The organism is Embleya sp. AB8, from assembly GCF_049739465.1.
Taxonomy (GTDB): domain Bacteria; phylum Actinomycetota; class Actinomycetes; order Streptomycetales; family Streptomycetaceae; genus Embleya.
Genome location: NZ_JBMHHY010000018.1, coordinates 57,836 through 81,205, shown reverse-complemented (window position 1 = coordinate 81,205; position 23,370 = coordinate 57,836). Strand labels below are relative to the sequence as shown.

Here is a 23,370-nt window from a genome sequence, read left to right as displayed (position 1 = left end):
GCCGACGCCGGGTGCGGCACGCCGACCTCGGCCAACCGCGCCGGCCCGATCCCCGGCGGCGCCAACCCCGCCCGCAGTTCCGCGACCCCGCCCGTCCGCTCAGCCGAGTTGTTTCCCTACCTCGGTGACCACCAGTTCGCACAGTTCGTGCGTCCGCAACACGTCGTCCAGGTCCGGGAAGACACCGGTACGGACCGCGTCCAGGAAGGCCAGCACGACCTGTTCGATGCCGCGTTGCCGCGCGATCGGCGTCCAGTCGCCGCGGCGCCGCGCGGTCGGCCGCCCCCGGTCGTGGTCGACCACGTCGGCCAGGTTGTAGACCTCGCGCATCGTGTCCCGGCCGGAAACCTCCAGGATCTCCTGGTCGGACCCGCTGCGCAGGTTGAGCGTGCCGATCGCGCTGAACCCCGCGCCGGACAGATGCAGGACGAAGTGCTGGGCCAGCCCGCCTTCGACCCGGGCCCGGATGTCGACGTGCTCGATCGTGCCCGGCGCCAGGAAGCGCAGCGTGTCGACCACGTGGATCAGGTCGTCGAAGACGACGGTACGCAGCTCGCGCGCGGTGTCCACCCGGTTGCGCCGAACCACGATCAGCTCGCGCGGCAGATCGAGGCACTCCGCGTACGCCGGCACATGCCGCCGGTTGAACCCGACCATCAGCCCGACCCCACGCGCCCGGGCCGACGCCACCAGGCGTGCGCTCTCGTCGAGGCTGTACGCCAAAGGCTTGTCCACGAACGTCGGTACGCCGGCCTCGATCAGCCGGGTGACCAACTCGGGATGCGCGGCGGTCGCCGCGTGCACGAAGGCCGCGTCCAGCCCTTCGGCGAGCAGCCCGTCCAGGTCGGTGTACCGGTGCGCCGCGGGCACCCGGTAGGCCTCCGCGACCCGACGCAGCGTCTCCGGCGTGCGGGTATGCAGCCGCAACTCGACCCCCGGCAGCGTCGAAACGACGGGCAGATACCCCTTCTCCGCGATATCGCCCAGCCCGATGACGCCGACCTTCATCCCGCAGCTCCTCCCGTGGACCCGGTCGCCCCGCCGACCCGGCGAACGACCCGGCCAGCATAGGCACACGGGTCCGAACGCCCCTCACCCCGTCGCGCGCCGCCCACCGACCGGTCCGACCGGTCCGACCGCCCACCGAACTCACCGCCCCACGGCCGCCCGGCCCGAGCCCGCGAGGAGGAGCGCGGCCAGCGAGACGGGTGCGGCGGCGGGGTGTGTTCACGTTCGGCCCAACGATCGGGTGCACCGCAGGCGACCGGCGACTTCGTCACAACTACTCGGATGGCATACCGCCGAATGGCGGCCCCGATCCCGGCGCGGTCCTCGACCCCGCCGCCTGACTGCACCTCAGGACCCGTCGACACCACGCGAGTTGCCCACCACGACCGGCCCACCCGCGAGCCGTCGGCCGGTCGCGGGCCGGCCCTCGGGCGCGGCGCGCGGTTGCGCGGGTGCGCCCGCTCGACTCTCCTGAAGGCAAGCCCGCCCCGTTCCCGATCCCCACCGCCCCCTCCCGTCCCACCAAGACCCCCGGACCCGCGTGCGACCCACGCGAGCCCGGGTTTCCGCCATGAGCGGGGCCGAGCCACGACCTCGCGCGCACCGCACCACGCGCGCCAGAGAGCACCGAGAGCCAGGGGAGAGTCTCCGTGAGCGTGCCACGTACCGCGATCATCATGCCCGGCGTCGGCTCCTATGTGCCGGGCGCGCTGCGCCGGCTCCAGGATCGACCCGCCGTTCGGGACACCCTGGCCGAGATCGACGACGCGGTGGGCGATCGGGCCACCCTGCCGCCGTCCCGGCTGCTCGTGGACCCCAAGGCGCCGAACGCGCACGAGTTGATGGATCGGCACGAACTGTCCCTGCATCTGGCCATCTACGCCGGCGCGCTGGCCGCGTTCCGGCTGCTCGAGGGCGACTTCGGGATCCGCCCGGACGTACTGCTCGGGCACAGCCTGGGCGAGATGGCCGCGTTGGCGGCGGCCGGGGTGTACACGGCCGGCGACGGCGCCCGGCTGTACCTGGCCCGCGCCGCGGCCTGCACGATCCATACCAGCGATCCCGGCGGCCTGCTCACCCTGCGGCTGGCTCCCGGGCGCACTCTCGAACTGTTGTGTTCGGCCCAGTTGCCGGGTCTGGATCTGGCCTGTGACAACTCGACCGAGCACACCGTGGTCTCGGGTCCGGACGAGTCGCTGGCCACGTTCGCCGCGCTGGCGAAGCGCAAGTCGGTGGCCGCGAGGCCGTTGACCGTACGCACCCTGTTCCACAATCGGCTGCGTGAGTCGGCCGCCGCCGAGTGGCGCCGGTTGGGCGCGGACGTCGACTTCCGGGCGCCGCGCTATCCGGTGTTGTCGCCGCTGCTCGGCCGCGACTACGCGGACGAGCGCGAGTTGCGCGACGGGGTGGTGGGCCAGTTGCGGCATCCGGTGCGTTATCGCAACGCGGTGACCACACTGCGCGAGCGCGGGATCGAGGTGTTCGTGGAGACCGGTGCCCGCGATGTGCTCGGCGCGTTCGCCCGGGCCGGCGATCCCCGGGTGCGGACCGTCGTACCGGTCGCGGCGGGCGCCGACCTGCCCCGGGTCGCGGGTGCCCTGCGCGGCTGCGGGTTGTTGCACCCGGACCTGGCCGCGCCGGCCGGGTCGCCGGGGGTGCCCACCGGCTGACCGGCACGCGGGACCGTGGCGGCGAGGAGGAAGCGGCTTGCACGAGGACGTCGATCCGGCGGACGAGGAGTTCGACGCGGGCGGATTGCTCGGCGCCGACTCGCGGTTGTCGGTGCGCGCCCGGCTGCGGCTGTTCCACCGGGTGTTGGAGCAGACGTCGGCGCCGATCGGCATCCTGGATCCGCAGTTGCGCCACGTGTACGTCAATCCGGCGCTTGCCGCGCTCGGGAGCGGGCCGCCGAGCGCGCAGGTGGGGCTTCCGGTGGCCGAGGCGTTCCCCGGACTGCACGTGCCCGAGGACGTGTTGCGCGCGGTACTGGCCGACGGGGTCCCCCGGGAGACCACCGTCGCCGGCGTCGATCCGGTGCACGGGTCGGCCCGGCCCCGCTGGTGGCGGGCCGCCTATCACCGGCTCGACGACGAGAACGGGGTGTTCGGCGTGGTCGGCATCCTGATCGAGACCACCGAGTCGCGACGCACCCAGCAGGCCCTGGACCAGGCGCACCGTCGTCTGGCCCTGCTCGACCGGGCGGCGCTGGAGATCGGCACCACCCTCGACACCGACACCACGTGCCGCGAACTGGTCGACCTGCTCGTGCCGGTGCTCGCGGACGTGGTCGGCGTCGAGCTGTTGGAGCCGGCCGATCCGGACCAGGAGCTGGGCCGGCCCGCGCCGGACACCGTGCGGCTGCGCCGGGCCGCCTGGACGGCGATTCCCGAACTGCGGTATCTGAGCGCGATCCTGGGCCGGCCCGGCGAGCACATCGACTACCAGCCGGGCGCGGATGTGGCCCGGGTGGTGCTGACCGGACGTACGGTCGTGGACAACCGGCCCACCGACGCGGCGCTGCGGGCCACCGCGCCGGACGCCTCGCGGGTGGCGGTCTACCGCGCGGCGGGGATGCATTCGGCGCTGCTGGTGCCGCTGATCGCGCGCGGCGAGACGATCGGCACGCTGAGCCTGGTCCGGGCCGGGGCCTCGCCGCCGTTCACCGCGGACGATGTGGAGATGGCCCGCGATCTGGCGCATCGGGCTGCGACGTGTGTGGACAACGCGCGGCGCTACTCGCGCGAACACGGCGTCGCGCTGGCCCTGCAGCGCGCGCTGCTGGCCCGGCCCAAGGCGCCGCATCCCGATATCGAGTTGGCCACCCGCTATCTGCCCGCCGGGCGCAGCGTGGAGGTCGGCGGCGACTGGTTCGACGCGATCGCGCTGCCGCACGGGCGCACGTTGCTCGCGGTCGGCGACGTGATGGGGCACGGGGTGCAGGCCGCGGTGGACATGAGCCATTACCGGGCGCTGTTGCGGGTGTTGGCGGCGGGTGGGTCGTCCCCGGAGGTGATCCTGGAGCGGGCCGATCGGATGAGCCAGGAGGCGGGGTTGGACCGGGTCGCCACATGTCTGCTGGTGCTGGTCGATCCGCGGGCGGGGTCGTCCACGTTCGCCAACGCCGGGCATCTGCCGCCGTTGTTGGTCGGGCCGAGCGGGGAGAGCACGCTGCTCGAGGTGCCGACCGGGCCGCCGTTGGGCACCGGGTGTGGGGGTTATGCGGCGTACGTCCGGCCGCATGTGGGGGACAGCGTGATGATCATGTACACCGACGGGCTCGTGGAGCGCCGGGACGAGGACATCGACGTGTCGCTGGCCCGGTTGGTGAGTGTGCCGCTGGCGCCGGACGCGCCGTTGGAGGAGTTGTTGGACGTGCTGCTGGATCGGTTGGTGTTGCCGCCGGTGGAGGACGACATCGCGGTGGTGGCGGCCCGGCGGGTGCGGGGCCTCGGGTAAACCCGGGGGCGGGGGCGTTCCACTCCGACGCCGGAGGTGATCCACCGTTCGGCGGCGAGGGGTGGCGGGGCTTTGGGCGGCTTTTTACGTTCCTTGTAGCGGAACTTCCCGGTGAGCCCGGTCTGTCGGGTTCCCGATGTCCGGTTCCGGCTGTCCATTCGCTGTGGTCCCTTGGAGGACGAAATGCGCTGTGCCCGTTTCGCAGTCGTCGGCACGATCGTCGGTCTCACCGTATGCGGCTCCGCCGGCGCGGCGTTCGCCGCCGCGCCGATGGCGGCCTCGTCCGGTCGTCCCGGCGACACGGTGCTGCTGTCGGATGACAAGCACTGCACCGCGAATACGGCGACCGCGTCCTCGGCCGCGTTCACGTCCTCGGTCACCCTGACGCGCGAAGGCGCCGAGGTCAAGGGTCAGGCGACGATCAAGGATGTGCCGACCGGCGACTACGAGATCAAGGTGGTCTGCGGCGAGGGCCAGGAACTGATCGGCAGCCTGCATGTGATGGGCAACGCGCCGACGGCGGCGTCCACGGCCGGTCTCGGCGGCACCCAGGGGGCAAACCCCGCGCTGCTCGCGGTGGGTGGTCTGGTCCTCGCGGGCGCGGCCGGCACCGGCTTCGTCGCGCTTCGCCGTCGGGCGTCGAACCCCGCCTGACCGATGACTCGTTCCGCACCCCCGGCGCCGGATGGTGCCGCGGATCGGCGGCACCGACGCGTTGGCCGTCGCCTGATCTGGGCGGCGGCCACCGGCGTGCTCGCGGTGAGCGGCGCAGGTCTGCTGTACGCCGGTTACGATGCCGCCCGGCCGCCGCCGCGCCCGCCCGCCGCGGCGGCCGTACCGATCGCGCGGGCGCCCGATCCCGCCGGGCCGGCCGCCCCGGGGCCGAGCGCTCCCGCGCCGCCCGCCGAGGCGCCGCCGCTGCGGCCGTCGATCCCGACCCGGATCCGGATCCCGGCGCTGAACATCTCCGCGCCGCTGGCCGGGGTCGGTCTGGACAAGGGCGGCGGCATCGAGGTGCCCGCGGCGGGCGAGCGCAATCTGGCCGGCTGGTACCGGGGCGGCATCACGCCCGGCGAGAAGGGCACCGCCTCGATCGCCGGCCACGTGGACACCGCCGCCGGGCGGGCCGTCTTCTACCCGCTCGGCGCGTTGCCGCGCGGGTCGCGGATCGAGATCGACCGCGCGGACGGCAGCGTCGCGGCCTTCGTGGTGGACGGGGTCGAGGCGTTCGCCAGGAACGACTTCCCCACCGCGCGCGTGTTCGGCGACGCGCCGCGCCCGGAGTTGCGGCTGATCACCTGCGGCGGGGCCTACAGCAAGAAGAATCACTATTCCGGCAACGTCGTCGCTTTCGCCCACCTCGTCCCGTAAGTATGTCGTTTTCGGATGTCCGGGCGCGAACATCCGATCTGCTCATTACCCGCCGGGAATTGGCGGTGGGCACCCCGGCGATCCTTGATCATCTCCACGGGTCGGGATTTTGGGTCTTGCCAATAAAAAGCGGAACTGGCAATAATCCGATTACCCAATCCATACGGCCCTACCCGGCCGGGAGAGGAGACGTCATGATGCGTCTCGCGGATCGTCTGCTGAACCGACTGACCCACAAGGTCACGGTCGAAGCCGGCTGCTCGGACAAGTACTACTGCAGCAACGGCTACTACTACCGGGTGTTCTGCTGCTACAACGAGGGTTGTACCACCACCCTGGTCGCCAAGGGCTGCTGACGCCGCTTCCGGTGAGCCCGCTGCGGGTGGGAAACACGGGGTTCCCACCCGCAGCACTCGACAATAGAGATTCCACGGCAACAGTATTCCCTGGCGCAATATCTTCCAGCGGGATTCCATGACTCGGCGGCGGGCCGTGATGATTTCCTGGTCCGCCGTTTCCGCGCGCCATAACGCTGCCGCGCGCCATAAAGGGGGTGCCCATGGGTTATCTATATGTGGGCTGCGCTTGCCTGGTAGGCCTGGTATTCGCGGCCTCCGCCGTCTCGAAGTTCCGCGATTTCGGTGGTTTCGTCGATTCGGTGCCGCGCCTGGTGCCGATGCCGGTCGAGCGGGCCCGGCCGGTCGCGATCCTGGTGGTGGCGGTGGAGGCGTCCGTGCCCGTGCTGATCGCGGTGCCGCCGCTGCGCGTGCTCGGATTCGCGGTCGCGGCGGCGTTGTTGCTCGGCTTCACCGTCGCGATCGGCATCGCGCTGCGCCGTGGGCGCCGCTCCTCGTGCCGCTGCTTCGGCGCCTCCGAAGCCCCGCTGGGGGCCCGCCATCTGGCCCGCAACGGGGTGCTGCTCGCCGCCGCCGTGGGCGGGATCCCGGGCTCGCCGGCCGCGCTGCCCCCGGTCGCCGGCGGCGCGCTCGCGGCCGTGGCGGGCCTGATCGGCGCGCTCTTGATCATCATGCTCGACGACATCGTCGACCTGTTCGCGAGGACTGCCTGATGCCCTATCTCGTCGCCGCCGTCGTGCTGATCGGCCTGATCGCCGCGCTCAACCTGCTGCTCACCCTGGGCGTCATCCGGCGCCTGCGCGCACAGCCGGCCGGGGCACACACCGACGGCGCGCCCTCGGCCGCACCGCAGGCCGGGCTGCGGCCGGGTACCCGCCCGGAGCTGTTCACCGCGACCACCACCACGGGTGAGCAGATCACCGACTCCGACGTCTACGGTCTTGTCGGGTTCTTCTCCGCGCAGTGCACGCCCTGCCACCAAATCGCGCCGCACTTCGTCGAACACGCCCGGACCATGGGCCGGGACCGGGTGATCGCGGTGATCGCGGACACCGACGCCGAGTTGCTGGACCTGCTGTCCCCGGTGGCCCGGGTGATCGTGGAGGGCTACGACGGCGCGGTCCAGGCCGCCTTCCACAACACGTGGACGCCCTCGGTGTACCTGATGGGTAGGGATCTCACCGTGGTGGCCGCCGGGGGGCGGATGACGGACCTGTTCAGCGAAGTCCGCGCGTGAGCCCACGCATATCCGCCCGACGCATATCCCCCCGCGAACCGGCCGCCGCCGCGCGCGAGGCGCTCGCGCTGACCGTGCGCGCGGCACCCGCCCAGGCGGCCGGTTCGTTGGCCGCCACCCTCGGCATGGCATGCCTGCCGATCGTCACCGCGTGGTCGACCAAACTGTTGATCGACCGACTGGCGGACAAGGGCACCTCGATCACCGCGCCCGCGCTCACCCTGGTGCTCGTCGGCCTGGTGACGACCGTGCTGCCCGGACTCGGGCGCTATCTGCACGCCCAGGTCGGCCGGGCCACCGGTGTGCTGGCCACCGATCGACTGTTCGCCGCGGCCGAACAACAGGTGGGGCTGCGCCGGTTCGAGGATCCGCAGTTCCTGGACCGGCTCCGACTCGCCCAGCAGAGCACCACCAACTTCGGCGTGCTGACCGACAGCGCGGGCAGCACCCTCCAGGGCACGCTGACCCTGCTCGGCTTCGTCGGCTCGTTGCTCGTACTCAGTCCCACGATGACCGCAGTGGTACTGGTCGCGACCGTTCCGGTGCTGATCGCCGAACTGCGGCTGTCCCGGCTGCGGGCCACGATGGTGTGGGACAACGAGCAGGTGCACCGCCGGGAGTTCTTCTACAGCGGACTGCTGACCGGTGTTCAGGCGGCCACCGAGATCCGGCTCTTTGGGATCGGTACGGTACTGCGGGCGCGCATGATGGTCGAGCGCCGACGTGCCAACGACGCCGAACGCCGCATGGATCTCCGGGAGTTCACCACTCAGGCGGCCTTGGGCACACTCGGCGCCGCAGTGGCCGGCGGCGGCCTGTGGTGGGCCGCGACGGCGGCCCGCGACGGCACGCTCACCGTCGGCGACGTGGTGATGTTCGTCGCCGCGCTCACCGGCATCCAGACCGCGCTGAACACCCTGGTCGGCTCGATCGCCGCCGCCTATGGGCAACTCCTCGGGCTGACCCACTACGTCGCCGTCGCCCGGGTCGAGCCCGACCTGCCCTCGGCGAGTACGAGTCCGGCGGTGCCCGCGCCGGGGACCGGCATCGAGTTCCACAACGTGTGGTTCCGCTACGGCGACGACCTGCCGTGGGTGCTCGGCGGGGTGAGCATGACCGTCCCCGACGGCCGGGCAGTGGCCTTGGTGGGGCTCAACGGCGCGGGCAAGAGCACCCTGGTCAAGCTGCTGTGCCGGATGTACGACCCGACCCGGGGGCGGATCACCTGGGACGGCGTGGATCTGCGCGACATCCCGCCGGTCGAACTGCGCGCGCGGATCAGCGCGGTGTTCCAAAACCACATGAACTACGACATGACCGCCGCGGAGAACATCGCCCTCGGCGACCCGGACAGCATGGACGACCGCGCCCGGATCGAGGCCGCCGCGCGACGTGCGGGCATCCACGACACGCTCACCGCGCTCCCGCGCGGCTACGACACGCTGCTGACCCGGATGTTCTTCAGCGAGGCGGACAAGCAGGACCCGGACACCGGCGTGGTGCCCTCCGGCGGCCAGTGGCAACGCCTCGCGCTGGCCCGGGCGTTCGTCCGGGCCGGACGGGACCTGATGATCCTGGACGAGCCCAGCTCGGGGCTCGATCCGCAGGCCGAGCACGAGGTGCACACGCGCATGCGCGAGTACCGCGAGGGCCGCACCAGCCTGCTCATCTCGCACCGGCTCGGCGCGGTACGCGACGCCGACCTGATCGTGGTCCTTGACGGCGGACGGATCATCGAACAGGGTCCGCATCAGGAATTGCTGGACCACGAGGGCCACTACGCGAGCCTGTTCCGGCTCCAGGCGGCCGGTTATCAGGAGGCGAAGTGAACGGACTCAGGGTGGCGCTCGCCGGCGCGGTGGCCGGCGGACTCGGCGGCGGGGCGCTGCTGTGGGTGCGAGGACGCTACCTGGTGGCCACGGTCGAGGGGCCGAGCATGCAGCCCACCCTGTCCCCGGGCGACCGACTACTGGTCCGCCGGGCCCGGCGGGTGCGCGCGGGCCAGGTGGTGGTGGTACGCATCCCCAATCCACCGATGCTGGACGGACTGCCGCCCGGGGCAGCGGAGTTCACCCCGGAGGAGGCCGCCGCGCTGCCGATGCGGCCGGACCTGGCCCCGGATCCGCGCGGCCGGTTGATGATCAAGCGGGCGGTGGCGGTGGCGGGCGATCGTATCCCCCGGGACCGCTTCCCGATCCTGCGCGACGTGGCGGCGGACGTGGTGCCGGCCGGGGCGCTGGTGGTATTGGGGGACAACGCGGCGTCCAGTTGGGACTCGCGGGCGTACGGGTTCGTGTACCGGCATCAGGTGATCGGCGTGGCGGTACGGCGCATCGCCCCGCCGGGCGGGGCGCGCTCCACGCGGGCGGGACTGGTGTGGGCGGCGCCGACGGCCGAGGAGGCGGACGGGGACGAGGTGCGGGTGGTGGAGGGCGAGCGGCGCGGGGGCTGAGCCGCCGGGGCGGGTCAGGTTCGGGCGGGTGAGTGCGACAACGCCGCATGGCACGGCGCGGGGGCCGGGCCGTGGGAGCGGAACCGACCCATCCCGGCCAGGACGGCGCGGGTCGGTCCCCCGGCGCCGCTGCGAACGGCGCGGGAGCGGGTCCGCCGGGGCGAGGCCAACCCGCCCCCGCCGGCCCGGACCCGGGTGGGTCAGTCCGGGAGCGCCGCGTAGGCCGCCTCGCGGACGTCCGGGTCGGGGTGGGTGAGCCATTCGGGCAGTAGTGCGGCTCGGTCGGTGTCCTCGGCGGCCGCTCGCAGCAGCCGGATCGCCAGGAGGCCCGGAATCGTGCCGGGCGCCCGGTGCAGGTGGGCGCACAGCTCGGCCAGCGCCGGGCCCGGCTTCAGGTGGTGCCGGGACGAGGCCGGCATGTGCGTCCAGCGCCCCGGGCGTTCGTCGACCACGGCGATCAGTTCGTCCCACAGGTCGAGGGCCGGATCGCCGTCGGCCAACCGGGACACCGCGAGCGCGTACAGCGGTACCAGTGCGGCCCCGGCCAGACCCGCCGCCCGCAACGCGTCGACGACCGGTCGGAACAACTCGCGCGGGGTGTCCCGCCACGGGCCGCACCACCCGGCCAGTGCGACCAGTTGCCCGTGTGCGCGGGCGGCGACCACGACGTCCGGAGCCCCGCTCAGCTCGACCAGGCGGGCCGTGGCACGGCGCAGCGCCGCCCGGGCGGTCCTCGTCTCGTGGGCTTCGACCAGCCACCGGATCGCCAGGCGCGCAGTGGCCGGCGACCAATCCGGGCCGGTCAGGTCGGCCATGATCGCGCCGACGCTCGCGAAGCCGTCGGGGTCCTCCCGCCACCACCGCTGGTAGGCCTGCATCGCCGCCGATCGGGCCGGGCCGGCCGGGCCGGCGAGCACCGTGGACACCACCCGGGCCAGGGCCGGCTGCGCCCGACGGGGCACGTCCTTCGGCCCGATCAGCACGATCGCCTCGCGTACGGCCGGGTCGCCCGCGAAGGCCGCGACCAACAGCGGGGCCACCTCGGGGTGTTCGGCGAGGGTGGCCAGGCCGGCGACCGCCGCGACCCGGACGTCCCGATGCAGGTCCGGTTGTTCCCACACCTCGCGCAGCACCCCGATCGCACCCCGCGGGGCCAGCGCCGACACCAGGCGGACCGCCTCCTTGCGCGCACCCACCGACGCCTCGGCCGAACGCAACACCGAACCCAACGCGGCCGGGATGTCCGCGTCGGCCACCTCGCCGAGCACCGCCCGGCAGGCCCGGACCGCCGCCCCCGCCACCACGCCGGACCCGACGCCGGCCACCCGGAGCAGCACCGGCAACGACTCGGCCGCCGGGGCGGCCCGCCCGTACGCGGACACCGCCGCCACCCGGATCGGCTGGGTCGGCTCGCCCTCGACCAGGGTGCGCAGCAGCACCGGATCGGTCAGCTCCTCGGTCGCCGCGACCCGGTCCCACAGCTCGGCGTCCGGGTCACCGGTCACCCGGGCCAACGCCTCGGCCCGCAGCGCACGTTGCCCGGGCGTCCAGCGGCCGGCCACCGACGGGCGGGGCAACCTCGGCAGCCGGCGTACGTACTCCACCTCGTCGAGCAGGTCGGTGCGTCGGGTCAGCAAAAGCTCCGCGATCGCCGGCACCGCCGCGAACTCGGGCTCTCGGCACAACACTTCGGCCACCCGCGCGTCCCGCTCGCCGGCCCGCACCCACAACACCGCCGCCGCCGAGCGGGTCGCGAACTCCTCGGCCTCGCGCGCCGCGCGGTCGAGCAACGCGTCCGCCTCGGGCAGTGCGCCCAGGTGTGGCCGAAGCAGGCCGGCCAGGTGCAGGGTCGGGGTGAACCGGCCCCGATCCGCATGCGTAAGCAGGGCGTCGTGCGCGCCCGCCCAGACCGTCCGGATCGCCGCGATCGGCAGTCCGCGCAGGGTCCGGTGGGCGGCGGGCAACCGGCGGTCCGCCAGTACCGACAACACCGACGGCAGCAGCGCGGCGAGCCGCGCCACGTCCCCGTCCCGCGCCGCGCGCACGAGCGTGCGCAGTACCCAGTCCGCGAGTTCCTCGCCGCTGCCCCGCGACCGGTCCCGAGCCTGGACCGTACCGACCGCGGCATCGTGCAGCGCAGCCGCCGGCACCGCCGCGAGCAGCCGCTCCGGCGCGGCCCGGATCGCGGACAACGCGGCCTGGCGCACCTCGTCGCGATCGTGCCAGGCCCGCCCCGCGCCGGCCAGGACCGCGCCGAACTCCGCCGGATCGCCCTCCCGTACGGCGCACGAGATCAGCGCGGGCCACGCCTCGACCCGGACCTGGTGCCGATGGTCGGCGGTCTCCGCGGCCAACCGCTTCCGGGCCCGGGCCAGGGGCAGTACGGACCACAACTCGCGGTATTCGTCGGCGTCTCGCTCCGGGTCGAGCGTGGCCAGGAGTCGTTCGACCACCGGGACACGTTCGCCCGGCGGGAGCGCCGCGTATACGGCGCCGCGGAGCTCCTGTTCGTACTCGGTGTCGGCGGCCTCGACGATGCGCAGGCGTCGGTCGACGGGGAACAGGTGCAGTGCGGAGCGCTCGTCGGGCCGCGCGGTCGCGTTGCGCACCACGGCGGCGGCCTGTTCGTCGGTCAGCGCGGCGAGTGCGGCGGCCACCTGCGGGGTGGCGCGTACCCGGTCGATCTCGACCTTGGAGTAGGGGTCGGGGCGCACCCGGATCCGGTCGAAGGTGGCCGCCGGCGCGTGCGCGGCGAGCGCTCGCATCGGCTCGGGGCTCCCGCGGAACAGGTCCCAGGCGATCTCGTCGGCCAGGACGGCGAGGGGTTCGCGCCCGGCGATGGTGATCAGCGCGGCTTCGGGGATCTGGTTGCGGACCCGCCACAGCGCCCGGTCCGAATTCCCGGTCAGGCGACGAACCAGCAGGTCCAGGACCGCGCGGGGGGCGAGTCGGGCGAGCGCGGGCCAGGCGTCCGGGGGCGGCTCGACGCGGGTCAGCCAGTCGGCGACCACGCCCGGCGAGCAGGCGGGCAGGAGCGCGGCCACGTCGGCGTCGCCGTGGCGCTCGGCGACCATCGGGACCAGTCGGTCGGCGGCGGCTCGACGGCGGGAGCGGCGCAGGATGCCGTATACGTCGCGGCGGACGTTGCGTGGAGCATCCGGTATCAGGTCCTCGAAGACCCGGTCCGGGAGGCCGAGTCGGTCGGCGACGGACAGGGCGCGCCGGCGCAGTGCGGGCTCGGGTGTACCGCGCAGCACTTCCTCGATCGCGGCGGTGTCCCGGCGGGCGGCGGCCAGGTGCAGCGCGGTGTGGTGGTGGGTCGGGTCGCCGGCGGTCAGCGCCGCGTGCAGCGTGCGGTAGGCCGATTCGGGGAGGGCGCGGGCGAGTTCGGCCAGGGCGCGGATCCGGGCCGGATACGGTTGCGGATCGAAATGGTCGTCGATCTCCTTCGTGGTCTGCGGAATCGCGGGGGTCTGCGGCACCGGGTCATCGTGTGGGATCGCGGTGCGGGCCGCAATCGGGTTTCCGTCGATCCATCGGGTCGGGTCCGGCCGGGCCGGGCCGGCCGGGGGTGCCGCCGGCCCGGCCCGTCGGTGGGTCAGCAGGCGCCCTTGTACAGGTACTTGCTCACGTCGGGCTGGTCCACGTTGTCCTTGGTGACGGCGATCAGGTCGGTGGCGATGGTCTTGGGGACCGGCTTCTTGTCCAGTGCGGCGACGGCCTGTTCGACGCCCTGGGCGCCGATGTCGAAGGGCTTCTGCGCGATCAGGCCCTGGATCGAGCCCTTGCGCAGCGCCTCGACCTGCTTGGGGGTGGCGTCGAAGGCGACCAGCTTGACCTGGCCCGCCTTGCCGGCCTGCTCGATGCCGGTGGCCGCGCCCTCGCCGCTGAACACGTTGGCGCCGAAGATGCCGACCAGATCGCGGTGCGCGGCGATCGTGGAGGTGACGATCGAGGCGGCCTTGGCCGGGTCGTCGTCGTTGTACTGCACGCCCAGGTAGGTGATGCCCGGGTGCTTCCTGATCTCGGTCTCGAATCCCTTCAGACGCGCGTCGGTGGTGGAGATACCGGGCTTGACGCTGATCGCGGCCACCGTGCCCCGGTCCTGGACCAGGTTGGCCAGGGTCTGCGCGGCGAGCGCGCCGCCGCGTTCGTTGTCGGAGGAGATCGCGGTCTCCCGGATCGAGGCGTCGTCGAGTTTGGTGTCCACCTCGATCACCTTCGCGCCGCGGGACTTGAGCTGCTGTTCGGGTTGGCGCAGGGCCTGGGTGTCGGTCGGTGCGATCAGGACCGCGTCCGGGCTCTTCGCGGCGACCGCGTTGACCACGGGGGTCTGCAACGAGGCGTCCCACTTGTCGGCGCCGGTCACGTCGAGTTTGACGCCGAGTTCCTTGGCCTTCTGCTGTGCCCCGCAGGCCATCGAGATGTAGAACTCGTCGCCCTTGACCCCCTGAACGAAGGTGATCTTGCGCCCACCCCCGGAGCCGCCGTCGTCGCTGCACCCGCCGAGGGTGGCGGCGGCGGTCAGGGCGATGGCCACGGCGACGTAGGTCGGTGTCTTCATCGGGCTTTGCCTCCTGGCGGTGCGGTGGTGGTGGCGGGATGGCGAGGTGGCGAGGTGGCGAGGTGGCGAGGTGGCGGGGTGGCGGGGTGGCGAGGTGGCGGGGTGGCGGGGTGGCGGGGTGGCGGGGTGGCGAGGTGGCGGGATGGAATCGGGGTGGGTGGCGGGCCGATCGGTTCGGGTCAGTGGCGTTGGCGGGCTCGGCGGCGTAGTTGGTCGGCGTAAACGGCGGCGATCAGGACGGCGCCGACGGCGACGCTCTGCCAGAACGGCTGGACGCCGAGGATGACGAAGCCGTTTTGCAGGATGGCCGGAATGAAGACGCCGATCAGCGTGCCGACGATGGTGCCGACGCCGCCGAACAGGCTGGTTCCGCCCAGTACCACGGCGGCGATCGCGCCGAGCGAGTCGTTGGTGTGGCCGCCGATCGTGGTGGTGGTGAAGCGGGCCAGGGACAGTACGCCGGCGAGTCCGGCGAGGGTGCCCGACAGGGCGTACACCTTGATCATGTGCCGATCGACCGAGATCCCGGCCCGGCGGGCCGCCTCGGCATTGGAGCCGACCGCGTAGGTCCGTCGGCCGAACCGGGTGGTGGCCAGCGCGAGGGCGCCGAGCACGGTGACCCCCAGGGCGATCAGGACCAGCCAAGGCACGCCCAGGAAGCGGCCGTTGCCGATCGTGTCGGTGAAGCGGGTGGGCACACCCCGGACGTCCTGACCCTCCGTCATCACCTGGGCCAGGCCGAGCGCCATGCCCAGGCTGCCGAGCGTGACGATCAGCGCGGGCACCCGGGCCTTGGCGATCAGGAATCCGTTGAGCGCACCCCACGCGGCGCCGGCGGCGAGGCCGGCGAGTACGCCGAGCAGGATCGCCCCCCAGCCGGCGTCGGGGCCGGCCACCGCGGTCATCGTCTTGGCGGCGGCGACACCGGCGAAGACCAGGACCGAGCCGACCGAGAGATCGATGCCGGCCATGATGATCACGAAGGTCATGCCGACGCCGACGATCAGGAGTACTGCGGCATCGGTCGCGACGTTGCGCAGGTTGAAGGTGGTCGGGAACTGGTGGGGCCGCATGATCGAGAAGGCGGTCACCAGGACCATCAGGACCAGGAAGGTCCACCAGGAGTTGGTCCGGGCGAGCCGGCGGGCGATGGCGACGGTGCGGGTCGCGGCGGCGGATCGGGGCTTGGGGGGATCGGCGGGGTTGGTGGCGGGTTCCGTGGTCGGTTTCGGGTTGGGTTCGGTGGCGGGCTTGGTGGCGGGTTCCGTGGTCGGTTCCGCGTGGGGTTCCGTGGCGGGTTCGGTGGCGGCTTCCGTGGTTGGTCCCGCGTCGGGTTCCGTGGTGGGTTCCGTGGTGGGATCCGTGGTGGGATCCGGGTTGGCTGCCAGGTCGGGTTGCTTCGGGTGTCCTGGTTGGGTGGAGGTCTGGTCGGGGCTCATGCCGGCGCTCCGTTCGGGTCGAGGTCGTCCAGGGCGCCGGTCATCGCGCCGACGAGTTCCTCGACCGTCGTGTCCGCCGTGTCGAAGCTCGCCACCCGTCGGCCCAGGCGCAGTACCTCGACGCGGTCCGCGACGGAGAGCACCTCGGGCATGTTGTGGCTGATCAGGACGACCGCGATGCCGTTGTCCCGGACCCGGCGGATCACGTCCAGCACCCGGCCGCGTTGCAGTACGCCGAGCGCCGCGGTGGGCTCGTCCATGAAGATCACCTTGTCCGCCCAGGCAACCGCGCGGGCGATCGCCACACTCTGCCGCTGGCCGCCGGAGAGCGTCCCGATCGGCGCGTCCACGTCCTGCAACTCGACGCCGAGTCGGGCGAACGCGGCGGTCGCCCGCTCGCGCATGGTGGCCTTGTCGAGTACGCCGAGCCGGCCGGCCAGACCGCTGCGGAGCAGTTCGCGACCGAGGAAGAGGTTGGCCGCGCCGTCCAGGTCGGGGGCCAGGGCGAGGTCCTGGTAGACCGTCTCGATGCCCAACTCCTGGGCGTCGGTGGGGCGTTCCATGCGCACCGGGCGGCCCTCGAAGAGGATCCGGCCCGCGTCGGGGCGTTCGGTGCCGGCGAGGGTCTTGGTCAGCGTGCTCTTGCCCGCGCCGTTGTCGCCGATCAGCGCGACCACTTCGGCCGGATAGACGGTGAAGTCGGCGCCGCGCAGGGCCTGCACCTGGCCGTACCGCTTGACCAGGCCGCAGCCTTCGATCAGGGGTTGCACGTGCCCAACTCCTTCGGATTGTCGGGTCGTTCGCCGCGATCGCGGTGGCCGGACCGGCGGCGCCACGGGTTCGCACATGTGTCGGGACGGGGGACGAGGGGAGGTTGCTGCCGCCCGCTGCCTGACAACGGTGTCAGTACAGTGCTCGGCGGGCCGGCGGGTGTCAAGAGTTTCCGTGGCTTACGATCCGCCGGAGATTGTGCACGGATTACGCCGATTGCCCCAACAGATGTGGACCGAGCGGGTGTTCGGATGCGGACTGTGGGTCGGGATGTCGACAGCTCACGGTAGGGCGGGTACGGTCCGGATGACAACGATGTCAGAGAGGGTGTGCAGCACATGGCAGCTGAACCCTGGCGCGACTCCCCCGAACACGCGGCCTGGCTCGACGCGGAATGCGACCGGCTGCTCCGCTTCGCCGCCGGCGCACGACTGGCCGAGGGCGGCTTCGGCTGGCTCGACGACGTCGGCAAACCGCAGGCGGACGGGGTTGTCCATACGTGGGTGACCGCACGGATGACGCATGTGTTCGCGTTGGCCCGGTTGCGGACGGGCGGCGGAGCGCGCGGGAGCGATGGGCCACGTACGAGCGGCGTTGCGCGCGGGAACGGGCAAGTGGGTGAGGACGGCGGCGAGTTGCGTGGGGCCGGCCGACTGCGCACGGGCGACGGGGCGCGCGGGAGCGGTGAGCTGCGCGGGAGCAGCGGGCCGGGTGGGGGCGCCGGACCGACTGGGGACGGCGGACCGCGCACGAGCGGTGGAACGCGCGGGAGCGGACAACCGGGTGAGGACGGCGAGTTGCGTGGGGCCGGCCGGCCGCACACGGGCGACGGGCCGCGCGGGAGCAGCGGGCCGAGTCGGGACGGCGGAACGACTGGGGACGGCGGAACGCTCGGGAACGGGCAAGTGGGTGAGAGCGGCGAGGTACGTGGGGCCGGCCCATTGCGCCGGCCGGAGTCGGGCGGGCCGGGAACGGCCGGACCGGAATTGGTTGGGCCCGGCAGCGTCGGCCGCCCGGGCGGCGTGAGGCGCGGTCCCGGCCCTGGCGGCGCGGTGCTCGGTGTCGGTGCCGTCGAAGCCGATGCGCTCCTCGCGCATGGGCTTGCCGCGTTGGCCGGGCCGTTGCGTGATCACGAGCACGGGGGTTGGCATCCGGTCGTGGATCGGGCCGGCCGGCCGGTGCTCGGGGCCGAACGGCCCGACGGGAAGCGGATGTACGACCACGCGTTCGTCGTGCTGGCTGCCGCAAGTGGGTGTGCCGCCGGCCATCCGGACGCACCCGCGCTGCTCGCCGAAGCCCTCGACGTGGTGGAGCGCCGGTTCTGGGAGCCGGACCGGGACGCCTGCGCCGAAGCCTGGGACCGGGCCTGGACCACCGGCGAGGCGTACCGGGGCGCAAACAGCAACATGCACGCCGTCGAGGCATTCCTGGCCGCCGCCGACGCCACCGGCGAGGCGCGCTGGCGGACCCGCGCTCTGCGCATCGCCGAACGTGTCGTCCACCGGCATGCCCGGGCCAACGAATGGCGCCTGATCGAGCATTTCGACGTCGACTGGACGCCGCGCCGCGAGTACAACCGTGCGCACCCCGCCGACCCCTTCCGCCCGTACGGGGCCACCGTCGGCCACTGGTTCGAGTGGTCCCGCCTGCTGCTCACCCTGGCCGAGGCGCTGCCCGAGGCGCCCGCGTGGGTACGGGTCGACGCGGTCGCGCTGTTCGCGGCGGCGGTGCGCGAGGGGTGGCACGCCGACGGCCGGCCCGGCTTCGTGTACACCGTGGACTGGGCCGGGCAGCCGCTCGTGCGGACCCGGATGCACTGGGTACTGGCGGAGGCGATCGCGGCGGCGGCGGCGCTGGGTCGGGCCACCGGAAGCGCCGACTACGATGATTGGTACCGAGTGTGGTGGGAGCATGCCGACGCCGTTTTCCTGGATCGGGAGCACGGCGGCTGGCGGCACGAACTCGACGCCGACGCACGGCCCTCGGCCGGCGTCTGGCCGGGGAAGCCCGACGCGTACCACGCGGTACAGGCGACCCTGCTGCCTCGGCTGCGGGCCTCGCCCACCATCGCCGAGGCGCTGCGTCGGGCCGGCGGCTGAGTCGCCGGGCGCGACCCGACCTCTGCACACATGGGTAGGTGCCGGGTGCGAGCCCGGCCGCTCGAAAGGATTTCGATGGCCGGCCCGACGACACCGGAGCGACCGCGCGGGCGCGGTCGCTCCACCATGAAGGACGTGGCCGCGCTCGCCGGCGTGGGCATCAAGACCGTGTCGCGGGTGATCAACGGTGAACCGAACGTCAGCGCGGTGAAGCAGCAGGCGGTGTGGGCGGCGGTGGCCGAGACCGGCTTCCGCCGCAACGACAGCGCGGCGCAGCTGCGTTCCGGCCACACGGCCAGTATCGGTCTGGTACTGGAGGACGCCGCCGACCCGTTCTCCTCGGCCCTCACCCGGTCCATCCAGGATGTCGCGCACCAGCACGGCACGGTGTTGTTCAGCGCGTCCTCGGCGGAGGACCCGGACAAGGAGCGCGATCTGGTGCTGGCGCTGTGCGCGCGGCGGGTGGACGGGCTGATCGTGGTGCCGGCCAGTGGCAGCCATACCTATCTGTTGCCGGAGATCGACGCCGGCATGGTGTGCGTGTTCGTCGATCGGCCGCCGGGTGACATCGAGGCGGACACCGTACTGGTCGACAACGTCGGCGGGGCACGTAGCGGGGTCGAGCATCTGATCCGGCACGGGCATCGGCGGATCGCGTTCATCGGCGACCGGCTGGCGATCTTCACCGCGCGGGAGCGACTGCGCGGCTATCGCGAGGCGTTGACCGAGGCGGGGTTGGGGTTCGATCCGCGGTTGGTGTACAACGGGCCGCCGTATGGCGAGGAACTGCGCGCGTGGTTGCGCGTGATGCTGGGCGGCGCGGATCCGGCCACCGCGGTCTTTTGTGGGAACAGCCGGTTCACGGTCGAGACGGTGCGCGAGATCCGCCGCTCGCCGGTACAGCCGGCGCTGGTCGGCTTCGACGACTTCGAGTTGGCGGACCTGCTGTCGCCGGCGGTGACGGTGGTCGCCCAGGATCCGTTCGGGTTGGGGCAGGCCGCGGCGCAGTTGTTGTTTCGGCGGTTGGGTGGGGATGTGACGCCGGTTCAACATGTGCACATGCGTACGCGGTTGATCCCGCGTGGCTCCGGGGAGGTCGGGCCGTGACGGGTGAGGGGTCGATGATCACGGTGATCGGCGAGGCGTTGGTCGACCTGGTCCGGGTCGAGGGCGGGGTGCCGGTGGCCCATCCGGGGGGCAGTCCGGCCAATGTCGCGGTGGGGTTGGGCCGGTTGGGCCGGCCGGTTCGGCTGATCACCCGTCATGGGAGGGACGCGTACGGGGAGTTGCTGGCCGCGCACCTGGCCGCGAGTGGGGTCGAGGTGGCGCCGGGGAGTGTGCACGCGGGTCGGACCAGCGTGGCCTCGGCCCGGTTGGACGCGGCGGGGGCGGCCTCGTACGTCTTCGACATCGCGTGGGATCCGCCCGCGTCGGTGCGGGTCCCGGCACGGTCGCGGTGCGTACACACCGGGTCGATCGCGGCGACGCTCGCGCCCGGGGCCGAGGTGGTGCGCCGGGTCCTGGCGGCGGAGCATGCGCGGGAGCGGGCGGTGGTGTCGTACGACCCGAACTGCCGGCCGTCGCTGATGGGTGATCCGGGCGGCGCGCGGGCCCGGATCGAGTCCCTGGTGGACCTGGCGGACCTGGTCAAGGTCAGCGATGAGGACCTCGAATGGCTGTATCCGGGGCGGGACTTCGCGGCCGTGGCGGACGAGTGGCTGGCCCGGGGGCCGGGGCTGGTGGTGGTCACGCGGGGGGCCGAGGGCGCGTACGGGGTATGCCGGGCGGGCAGCGCGCACGTCCCCGCGCACCCGGTCCGGGTGGTGGACACGGTCGGCGCGGGTGACGCCTACACGGCGGGCCTGCTCGACGCGCTCGCGCGGAGGGACCGGTTGGATCCGGGCGGGGTACGCGGGTTGGACCGGGCGACGCTGGCCGGGTTGCTGGGCGACGCGGGTGTGGTGTCGGCGATCACGTGCTCCCGGGCGGGGGCAAATCCGCCGACGGCCGGCGAGGTTCGGGCGTATCGGGGTGGGGGTGGGGGTGGGGCGGGCGGTGGCGACGCGGGCGGGGGTGAGCCGGCGGTTCGATAGTCCGGGCGGTTGCCGCGCGCGCTGCGGCCTTCGGCCGCGGCCGGCCCCGGATTGGAACTCGCCGACACAGCACCGGAGTTCGCTCGCGAATACGCCGCGCAGTAGCCTCACTCAACGGTCACCTCCGAAAGGGAGACAGCCCATGGCAGTACCGGCCGCAGAGGCAGAGGACATCTTCATCGTCTATGTCGACGGCCCGGACCCCGATCCGGAGGAGGGCCGGCGGGTGATGGCGGAGTTCGAACGGCAGACGGGGATCTGCCTGGTAGGCAACGAGCTGACGCCCTGTCGAGGCGAAGGCGACCTGACCGAGGGTTACGCGCGCTACGTGGTCGATATCTTCGAGGGCCAAGGCAGACTCTCGGCCGGTGCGGCGAGCCGAACGGTCATGCGCACCGTTACCGTCAACGGGACACGACGGATCGTGGCCGCCGTGCTCGCGAAGGAGTTCAACACATGGGTGCGCGGGTTGATCCCGCGGCATCTGGAGCGGCTCGCCACGACCGGAGATCCCACGACCCGGCGTCCCGCGTTCGGGCGGCTCGGCAGCGATCCGGCCGTGTCCTTCGTCGCCGGCGCGCGGGATGGACAGACCCTGCGGTTGGACGATCTCCGGATCACCGTGAGCCTGTTCGCGGAAACCGACCCGCAAGGCATCCGCGCGGCCAGCCCGGTGGGAGTTACACCCGGCTGATCACCGAGCTGGGGATCGTGGACACGCCGGGTGCGGTGGGAAGGCCCGCGGACCACGACATCGCACACTGGCTCGTCTGCGCCGACGGCGAGCAGCGGGTCGTGCACCTCGGCTATTTCGCACCGCCGAACAGCGGGAGCAGCGTGATCCTTCCGCATGACCTGATGACAGCCGACGAGCAACAGTGGCTGGGGCGTTCCATCATCTGACCTCCGACATTCGACATCTGGCACCCGACATCCGGCATCCGACAGCTCTGAAATCCGGGCTGGGCGGGGGCTGCCGGAGTCCGTCGGTGGCCGGAGGGAACGTTCGGACGCGGGCGCGATGGGCCGCTGCCGGGGTCCGCACGCGGGTTGAACCGCAGGCGGGGCCCGGCCGGGGTCGGTGGCTGTGCCGGTGCCGTTTTGTGGGCCGGCGGTGACTCCGGGTGATTGCCTTGCCGGTGGGCCACGGGGTTCTGGTAGCGGCGATATTCGGCCGGCGGGCCGGGCGCCGCGGTGGGTTGCCGGTTGTCGCCTGCGGGTCCTCGACCTCCTGGTTGTCCGCCGTTCGGGGTCGGGGTGGGTCGGATCCGGCGGGTGGGACGGCGGCTGGTTCGAGGGGTGAATCGTTTCGGATCCGTTTCGGATCGGCGCCTGCGGGGGTGCCGGGCCGGGTGGCCGAAGGGCCGTTCGGTCACGGGTGGATGACGGCGTGGCGGAGCCGCGCCGCGTCGGCGACGGGAGCCCTACCGTAATCCCATGACTGTGTCGTCGGATGCCGACCGACAGCTCGCATTGATCGTCGAAGTCCAGGACCTGGCCCGGGAGTTGGGCATAGAGGTCTGGTTGCGCGGCGGTTGGGCGATGGACTTCTTCCTGGGGCGGACAACCCGGGAGCACGTGGATGTCGACTGGTTCGCCTGGGCGCAGGACGCCCCGGCCCTCACCGCCGCGTTCGGCGCGCGAGGTTTCGTGCGGTTGGCCCGGGCGCCGGCCGAGCAGCAACTCGACTACACGACGGGCTCCGTGGAGCTGGGCTTCGCCTTCCTGGCCCGCGATCCCGACGGCCATGTGATCGTGGCCGGTGGCCCGTGGGCGGGTGCCCGCTGGCCGGACGGCATGCTCGACGCCCCACCGGGCAAATTGGGTGGGGTCTCCTGCCCGATCATCTCCGCCGAGGCCCAGATCGAGATCAAGCTGATGACACCCGTCTGGCGACCGCATCGCCCGCGTCGGGCCAAGGACGCGGAGGACATCGAGCGACTGCGGGAGGGGTTGGCCAGGTAGGCGAGGTGGGCGAGGAGCGAGGTGGGGGTGGTGGGCAACGAGCGGGGGCCGGCGGGCGGTATGACCCGGCCGGTCCGGGCGCCGGCGGGGCGGACCGCCGCGGACGTGTTCGTCGTCGGGTTCGTGCTACCGGGTTCGTGCCACCGGGTTCGTGCTACCAAGTCCGGTTGCCTACGCGGCGGCTTCGCGAGCGGCCTCGTCCAACATGGCGGCGATCTCGGCGGCGGCGGGCCGGGCGGCGGTGCGGGTGTCCGCGTCGGCGATCACCCGCTCGAGTTCCCGCAACCGCCTTGCCCGGGCGGGCACTCGCTGCAACGCCACGAATACCGCCCAGCGACGCAGGAACGTATGCATGGGCACGGTGCTGTCCGTTTGTACGGCTTCCTGCCACGCGGCGTGGAACTCCTGCTCGAAACGCACGGCCGCAGCCGGATCGAGCGAGAGCACCGCCACGCGCAGCGCCTGCTCGGTCACCGGTGGCATCGGAAACAGCGGCGCGTTGTCCGACATGTCGACGTTGGGCTCGCTCACCGCGATCGCCTCCTCATCGTGGGCTGTC

At 72.7% G+C, this 23,370-nt stretch carries 21 protein-coding genes; 15 read left to right on the top strand and 6 right to left on the bottom strand.

Translation table 11 applies throughout. The features are described from left to right. Nucleotides 1-99: 99 nt before the first annotated feature. Nucleotides 100-1,008 carry a Gfo/Idh/MocA family protein gene (locus tag ABIA38_RS26450; protein WP_424641330.1) on the bottom strand — a complete coding sequence of 303 codons (909 nt, stop codon included), beginning with the start codon at nt 1,006-1,008 and terminating at the stop codon, nt 100-102. A gap of 650 nt (nt 1,009-1,658) precedes the next feature. On the opposite strand from ABIA38_RS26450, the gene ABIA38_RS26445 reads away from it, so the two are divergent. The 9 genes from ABIA38_RS26445 to ABIA38_RS26405 all read left to right on the top strand — a co-directional run bounded on the left by ABIA38_RS26445 (nt 1,659) and on the right by ABIA38_RS26405 (nt 9,880). Next, nucleotides 1,659-2,678 carry an ACP S-malonyltransferase gene (locus ABIA38_RS26445; protein ID WP_424641329.1) on the top strand — a complete coding sequence of 340 codons (1,020 nt, stop codon included), beginning with the start codon at nt 1,659-1,661 and terminating at the stop codon, nt 2,676-2,678. Between the two features lie 37 nt (nt 2,679-2,715). Next, the gene (locus ABIA38_RS26440; RefSeq protein ID WP_424641328.1) at nt 2,716-4,464 is read left to right on the top strand and encodes a SpoIIE family protein phosphatase; all 1,749 of its coding nucleotides are present in this window, start codon (nt 2,716-2,718) and stop codon (nt 4,462-4,464) included. A gap of 183 nt (nt 4,465-4,647) precedes the next feature. Beyond that, nucleotides 4,648-5,118 (top strand): hypothetical protein, encoded by a 471-nt coding sequence (locus ABIA38_RS26435; RefSeq protein WP_424641327.1) that lies wholly within the window; start codon nt 4,648-4,650, stop codon nt 5,116-5,118. A gap of 105 nt (nt 5,119-5,223) precedes the next feature. Further along, the gene (locus ABIA38_RS26430) at nt 5,224-5,835 is read left to right on the top strand and encodes a class F sortase (RefSeq protein ID WP_424641326.1); all 612 of its coding nucleotides are present in this window, start codon (nt 5,224-5,226) and stop codon (nt 5,833-5,835) included. A 194-nt stretch (nt 5,836-6,029) separates the two neighbouring features. After that, the gene (locus tag ABIA38_RS26425) at nt 6,030-6,191 is read left to right on the top strand and encodes a hypothetical protein (protein ID WP_424641325.1); all 162 of its coding nucleotides are present in this window, start codon (nt 6,030-6,032) and stop codon (nt 6,189-6,191) included. 203 nt (nt 6,192-6,394) lie between these two features. Next, nucleotides 6,395-6,904: a MauE/DoxX family redox-associated membrane protein gene (locus ABIA38_RS26420; RefSeq protein WP_424641324.1), complete on the top strand. Its 510-nt coding sequence runs from the start codon at nt 6,395-6,397 to the stop codon at nt 6,902-6,904. Beyond that, complete coding sequence (locus ABIA38_RS26415) at nt 6,904-7,428, top strand: peroxiredoxin family protein (protein ID WP_424641323.1); 525 nt, start codon at nt 6,904-6,906, stop codon at nt 7,426-7,428. The genes ABIA38_RS26420 and ABIA38_RS26415 overlap by 1 nt, the downstream gene beginning before the upstream one ends. After that, entirely contained in the window at nt 7,425-9,257 is a 1,833-nt protein-coding gene (locus tag ABIA38_RS26410) for an ABC transporter ATP-binding protein (protein WP_424641322.1), read from the top strand. The genes ABIA38_RS26415 and ABIA38_RS26410 overlap by 4 nt, the downstream gene beginning before the upstream one ends. Beyond that, nucleotides 9,254-9,880, top strand: a complete 627-nt coding sequence (locus ABIA38_RS26405) for a S26 family signal peptidase (protein WP_424641321.1) — start codon at nt 9,254-9,256, stop codon at nt 9,878-9,880. The genes ABIA38_RS26410 and ABIA38_RS26405 overlap by 4 nt, the downstream gene beginning before the upstream one ends. 200 nt (nt 9,881-10,080) lie before the next feature. On the opposite strand, the gene ABIA38_RS26400 is transcribed toward ABIA38_RS26405, so the two are convergent. The 4 genes from ABIA38_RS26400 to ABIA38_RS26385 all read right to left on the bottom strand — a co-directional run bounded on the left by ABIA38_RS26400 (nt 10,081) and on the right by ABIA38_RS26385 (nt 16,653). Further along, nucleotides 10,081-13,362 carry a hypothetical protein gene (locus ABIA38_RS26400; protein ID WP_424641320.1) on the bottom strand — a complete coding sequence of 1,094 codons (3,282 nt, stop codon included), beginning with the start codon at nt 13,360-13,362 and terminating at the stop codon, nt 10,081-10,083. Between the two features lie 116 nt (nt 13,363-13,478). Beyond that, nucleotides 13,479-14,444 (bottom strand): ABC transporter substrate-binding protein, encoded by a 966-nt coding sequence (locus ABIA38_RS26395; RefSeq protein ID WP_424641319.1) that lies wholly within the window; start codon nt 14,442-14,444, stop codon nt 13,479-13,481. Between the two features lie 179 nt (nt 14,445-14,623). Next, nucleotides 14,624-15,883, bottom strand: a complete 1,260-nt coding sequence (locus tag ABIA38_RS26390) for an ABC transporter permease subunit (RefSeq protein ID WP_424641318.1) — start codon at nt 15,881-15,883, stop codon at nt 14,624-14,626. Further along, nucleotides 15,880-16,653 carry an ATP-binding cassette domain-containing protein gene (locus ABIA38_RS26385; RefSeq protein ID WP_424641317.1) on the bottom strand — a complete coding sequence of 258 codons (774 nt, stop codon included), beginning with the start codon at nt 16,651-16,653 and terminating at the stop codon, nt 15,880-15,882. The genes ABIA38_RS26390 and ABIA38_RS26385 overlap by 4 nt, the downstream gene beginning before the upstream one ends. Nucleotides 16,654-17,706: 1,053 nt before the next feature. Here ABIA38_RS26385 and ABIA38_RS26380 point away from each other — a divergent pair. The 6 genes from ABIA38_RS26380 (at nt 17,707) to ABIA38_RS26355 (ending at nt 22,811) form a co-directional block, all read left to right on the top strand. Further along, nucleotides 17,707-18,753 (top strand): AGE family epimerase/isomerase, encoded by a 1,047-nt coding sequence (locus ABIA38_RS26380; protein WP_424641316.1) that lies wholly within the window; start codon nt 17,707-17,709, stop codon nt 18,751-18,753. Nucleotides 18,754-18,828: 75 nt separating this feature from the next. After that, nucleotides 18,829-19,860, top strand: a complete 1,032-nt coding sequence (locus ABIA38_RS26375; RefSeq protein WP_424641315.1) for a LacI family DNA-binding transcriptional regulator — start codon at nt 18,829-18,831, stop codon at nt 19,858-19,860. A 14-nt stretch (nt 19,861-19,874) separates the two neighbouring features. Then, a complete protein-coding gene (locus ABIA38_RS26370) occupies nt 19,875-20,846 on the top strand; it encodes a carbohydrate kinase family protein (RefSeq protein ID WP_424641456.1) in 972 nt (323 codons plus the stop codon). A gap of 142 nt (nt 20,847-20,988) precedes the next feature. Beyond that, nucleotides 20,989-21,540 (top strand): hypothetical protein, encoded by a 552-nt coding sequence (locus ABIA38_RS26365; protein WP_424641314.1) that lies wholly within the window; start codon nt 20,989-20,991, stop codon nt 21,538-21,540. A gap of 17 nt (nt 21,541-21,557) precedes the next feature. Continuing rightward, entirely contained in the window at nt 21,558-21,749 is a 192-nt protein-coding gene (locus ABIA38_RS26360; RefSeq protein ID WP_424641313.1) for a hypothetical protein, read from the top strand. 534 nt (nt 21,750-22,283) lie between these two features. After that, nucleotides 22,284-22,811: a nucleotidyltransferase domain-containing protein gene (locus ABIA38_RS26355; RefSeq protein ID WP_424641312.1), complete on the top strand. Its 528-nt coding sequence runs from the start codon at nt 22,284-22,286 to the stop codon at nt 22,809-22,811. A gap of 171 nt (nt 22,812-22,982) precedes the next feature. On the opposite strand, the gene ABIA38_RS26350 is transcribed toward ABIA38_RS26355, so the two are convergent. Then, on the bottom strand, nt 22,983-23,342 hold the full coding sequence (locus ABIA38_RS26350) for a hypothetical protein (RefSeq protein ID WP_424641311.1): 360 nt from the start codon (nt 23,340-23,342) through the stop codon (nt 22,983-22,985). Nucleotides 23,343-23,370: the final 28 nt, after the last annotated feature.

What these genes read in the sequence shown, in the direction of transcription:
- ABIA38_RS26450 (WP_424641330.1), bottom strand. Translation starts at nt 1,008, where the DNA reads ATGAAGGTCGGCGTCATCGGGCTGGGCGATATCGCGGAGAAGGGGTAT.
- ABIA38_RS26435 (WP_424641327.1), top strand. Translation starts at nt 4,648, where the DNA reads ATGCGCTGTGCCCGTTTCGCAGTCGTCGGCACGATCGTCGGTCTCACC.
- ABIA38_RS26425 (WP_424641325.1), top strand. Translation starts at nt 6,030, where the DNA reads ATGATGCGTCTCGCGGATCGTCTGCTGAACCGACTGACCCACAAGGTC.
- ABIA38_RS26420 (WP_424641324.1), top strand. Translation starts at nt 6,395, where the DNA reads ATGGGTTATCTATATGTGGGCTGCGCTTGCCTGGTAGGCCTGGTATTC.
- ABIA38_RS26415 (WP_424641323.1), top strand. Translation starts at nt 6,904, where the DNA reads ATGCCCTATCTCGTCGCCGCCGTCGTGCTGATCGGCCTGATCGCCGCG.
- ABIA38_RS26395 (WP_424641319.1), bottom strand. Translation starts at nt 14,444, where the DNA reads ATGAAGACACCGACCTACGTCGCCGTGGCCATCGCCCTGACCGCCGCC.
- ABIA38_RS26390 (WP_424641318.1), bottom strand. Translation starts at nt 15,883, where the DNA reads ATGAGCCCCGACCAGACCTCCACCCAACCAGGACACCCGAAGCAACCC.
- ABIA38_RS26375 (WP_424641315.1), top strand. Translation starts at nt 18,829, where the DNA reads ATGGCCGGCCCGACGACACCGGAGCGACCGCGCGGGCGCGGTCGCTCC.
- ABIA38_RS26370 (WP_424641456.1), top strand. Translation starts at nt 19,875, where the DNA reads ATGATCACGGTGATCGGCGAGGCGTTGGTCGACCTGGTCCGGGTCGAG.
- ABIA38_RS26365 (WP_424641314.1), top strand. Translation starts at nt 20,989, where the DNA reads ATGGCAGTACCGGCCGCAGAGGCAGAGGACATCTTCATCGTCTATGTC.
- ABIA38_RS26355 (WP_424641312.1), top strand. Translation starts at nt 22,284, where the DNA reads ATGACTGTGTCGTCGGATGCCGACCGACAGCTCGCATTGATCGTCGAA.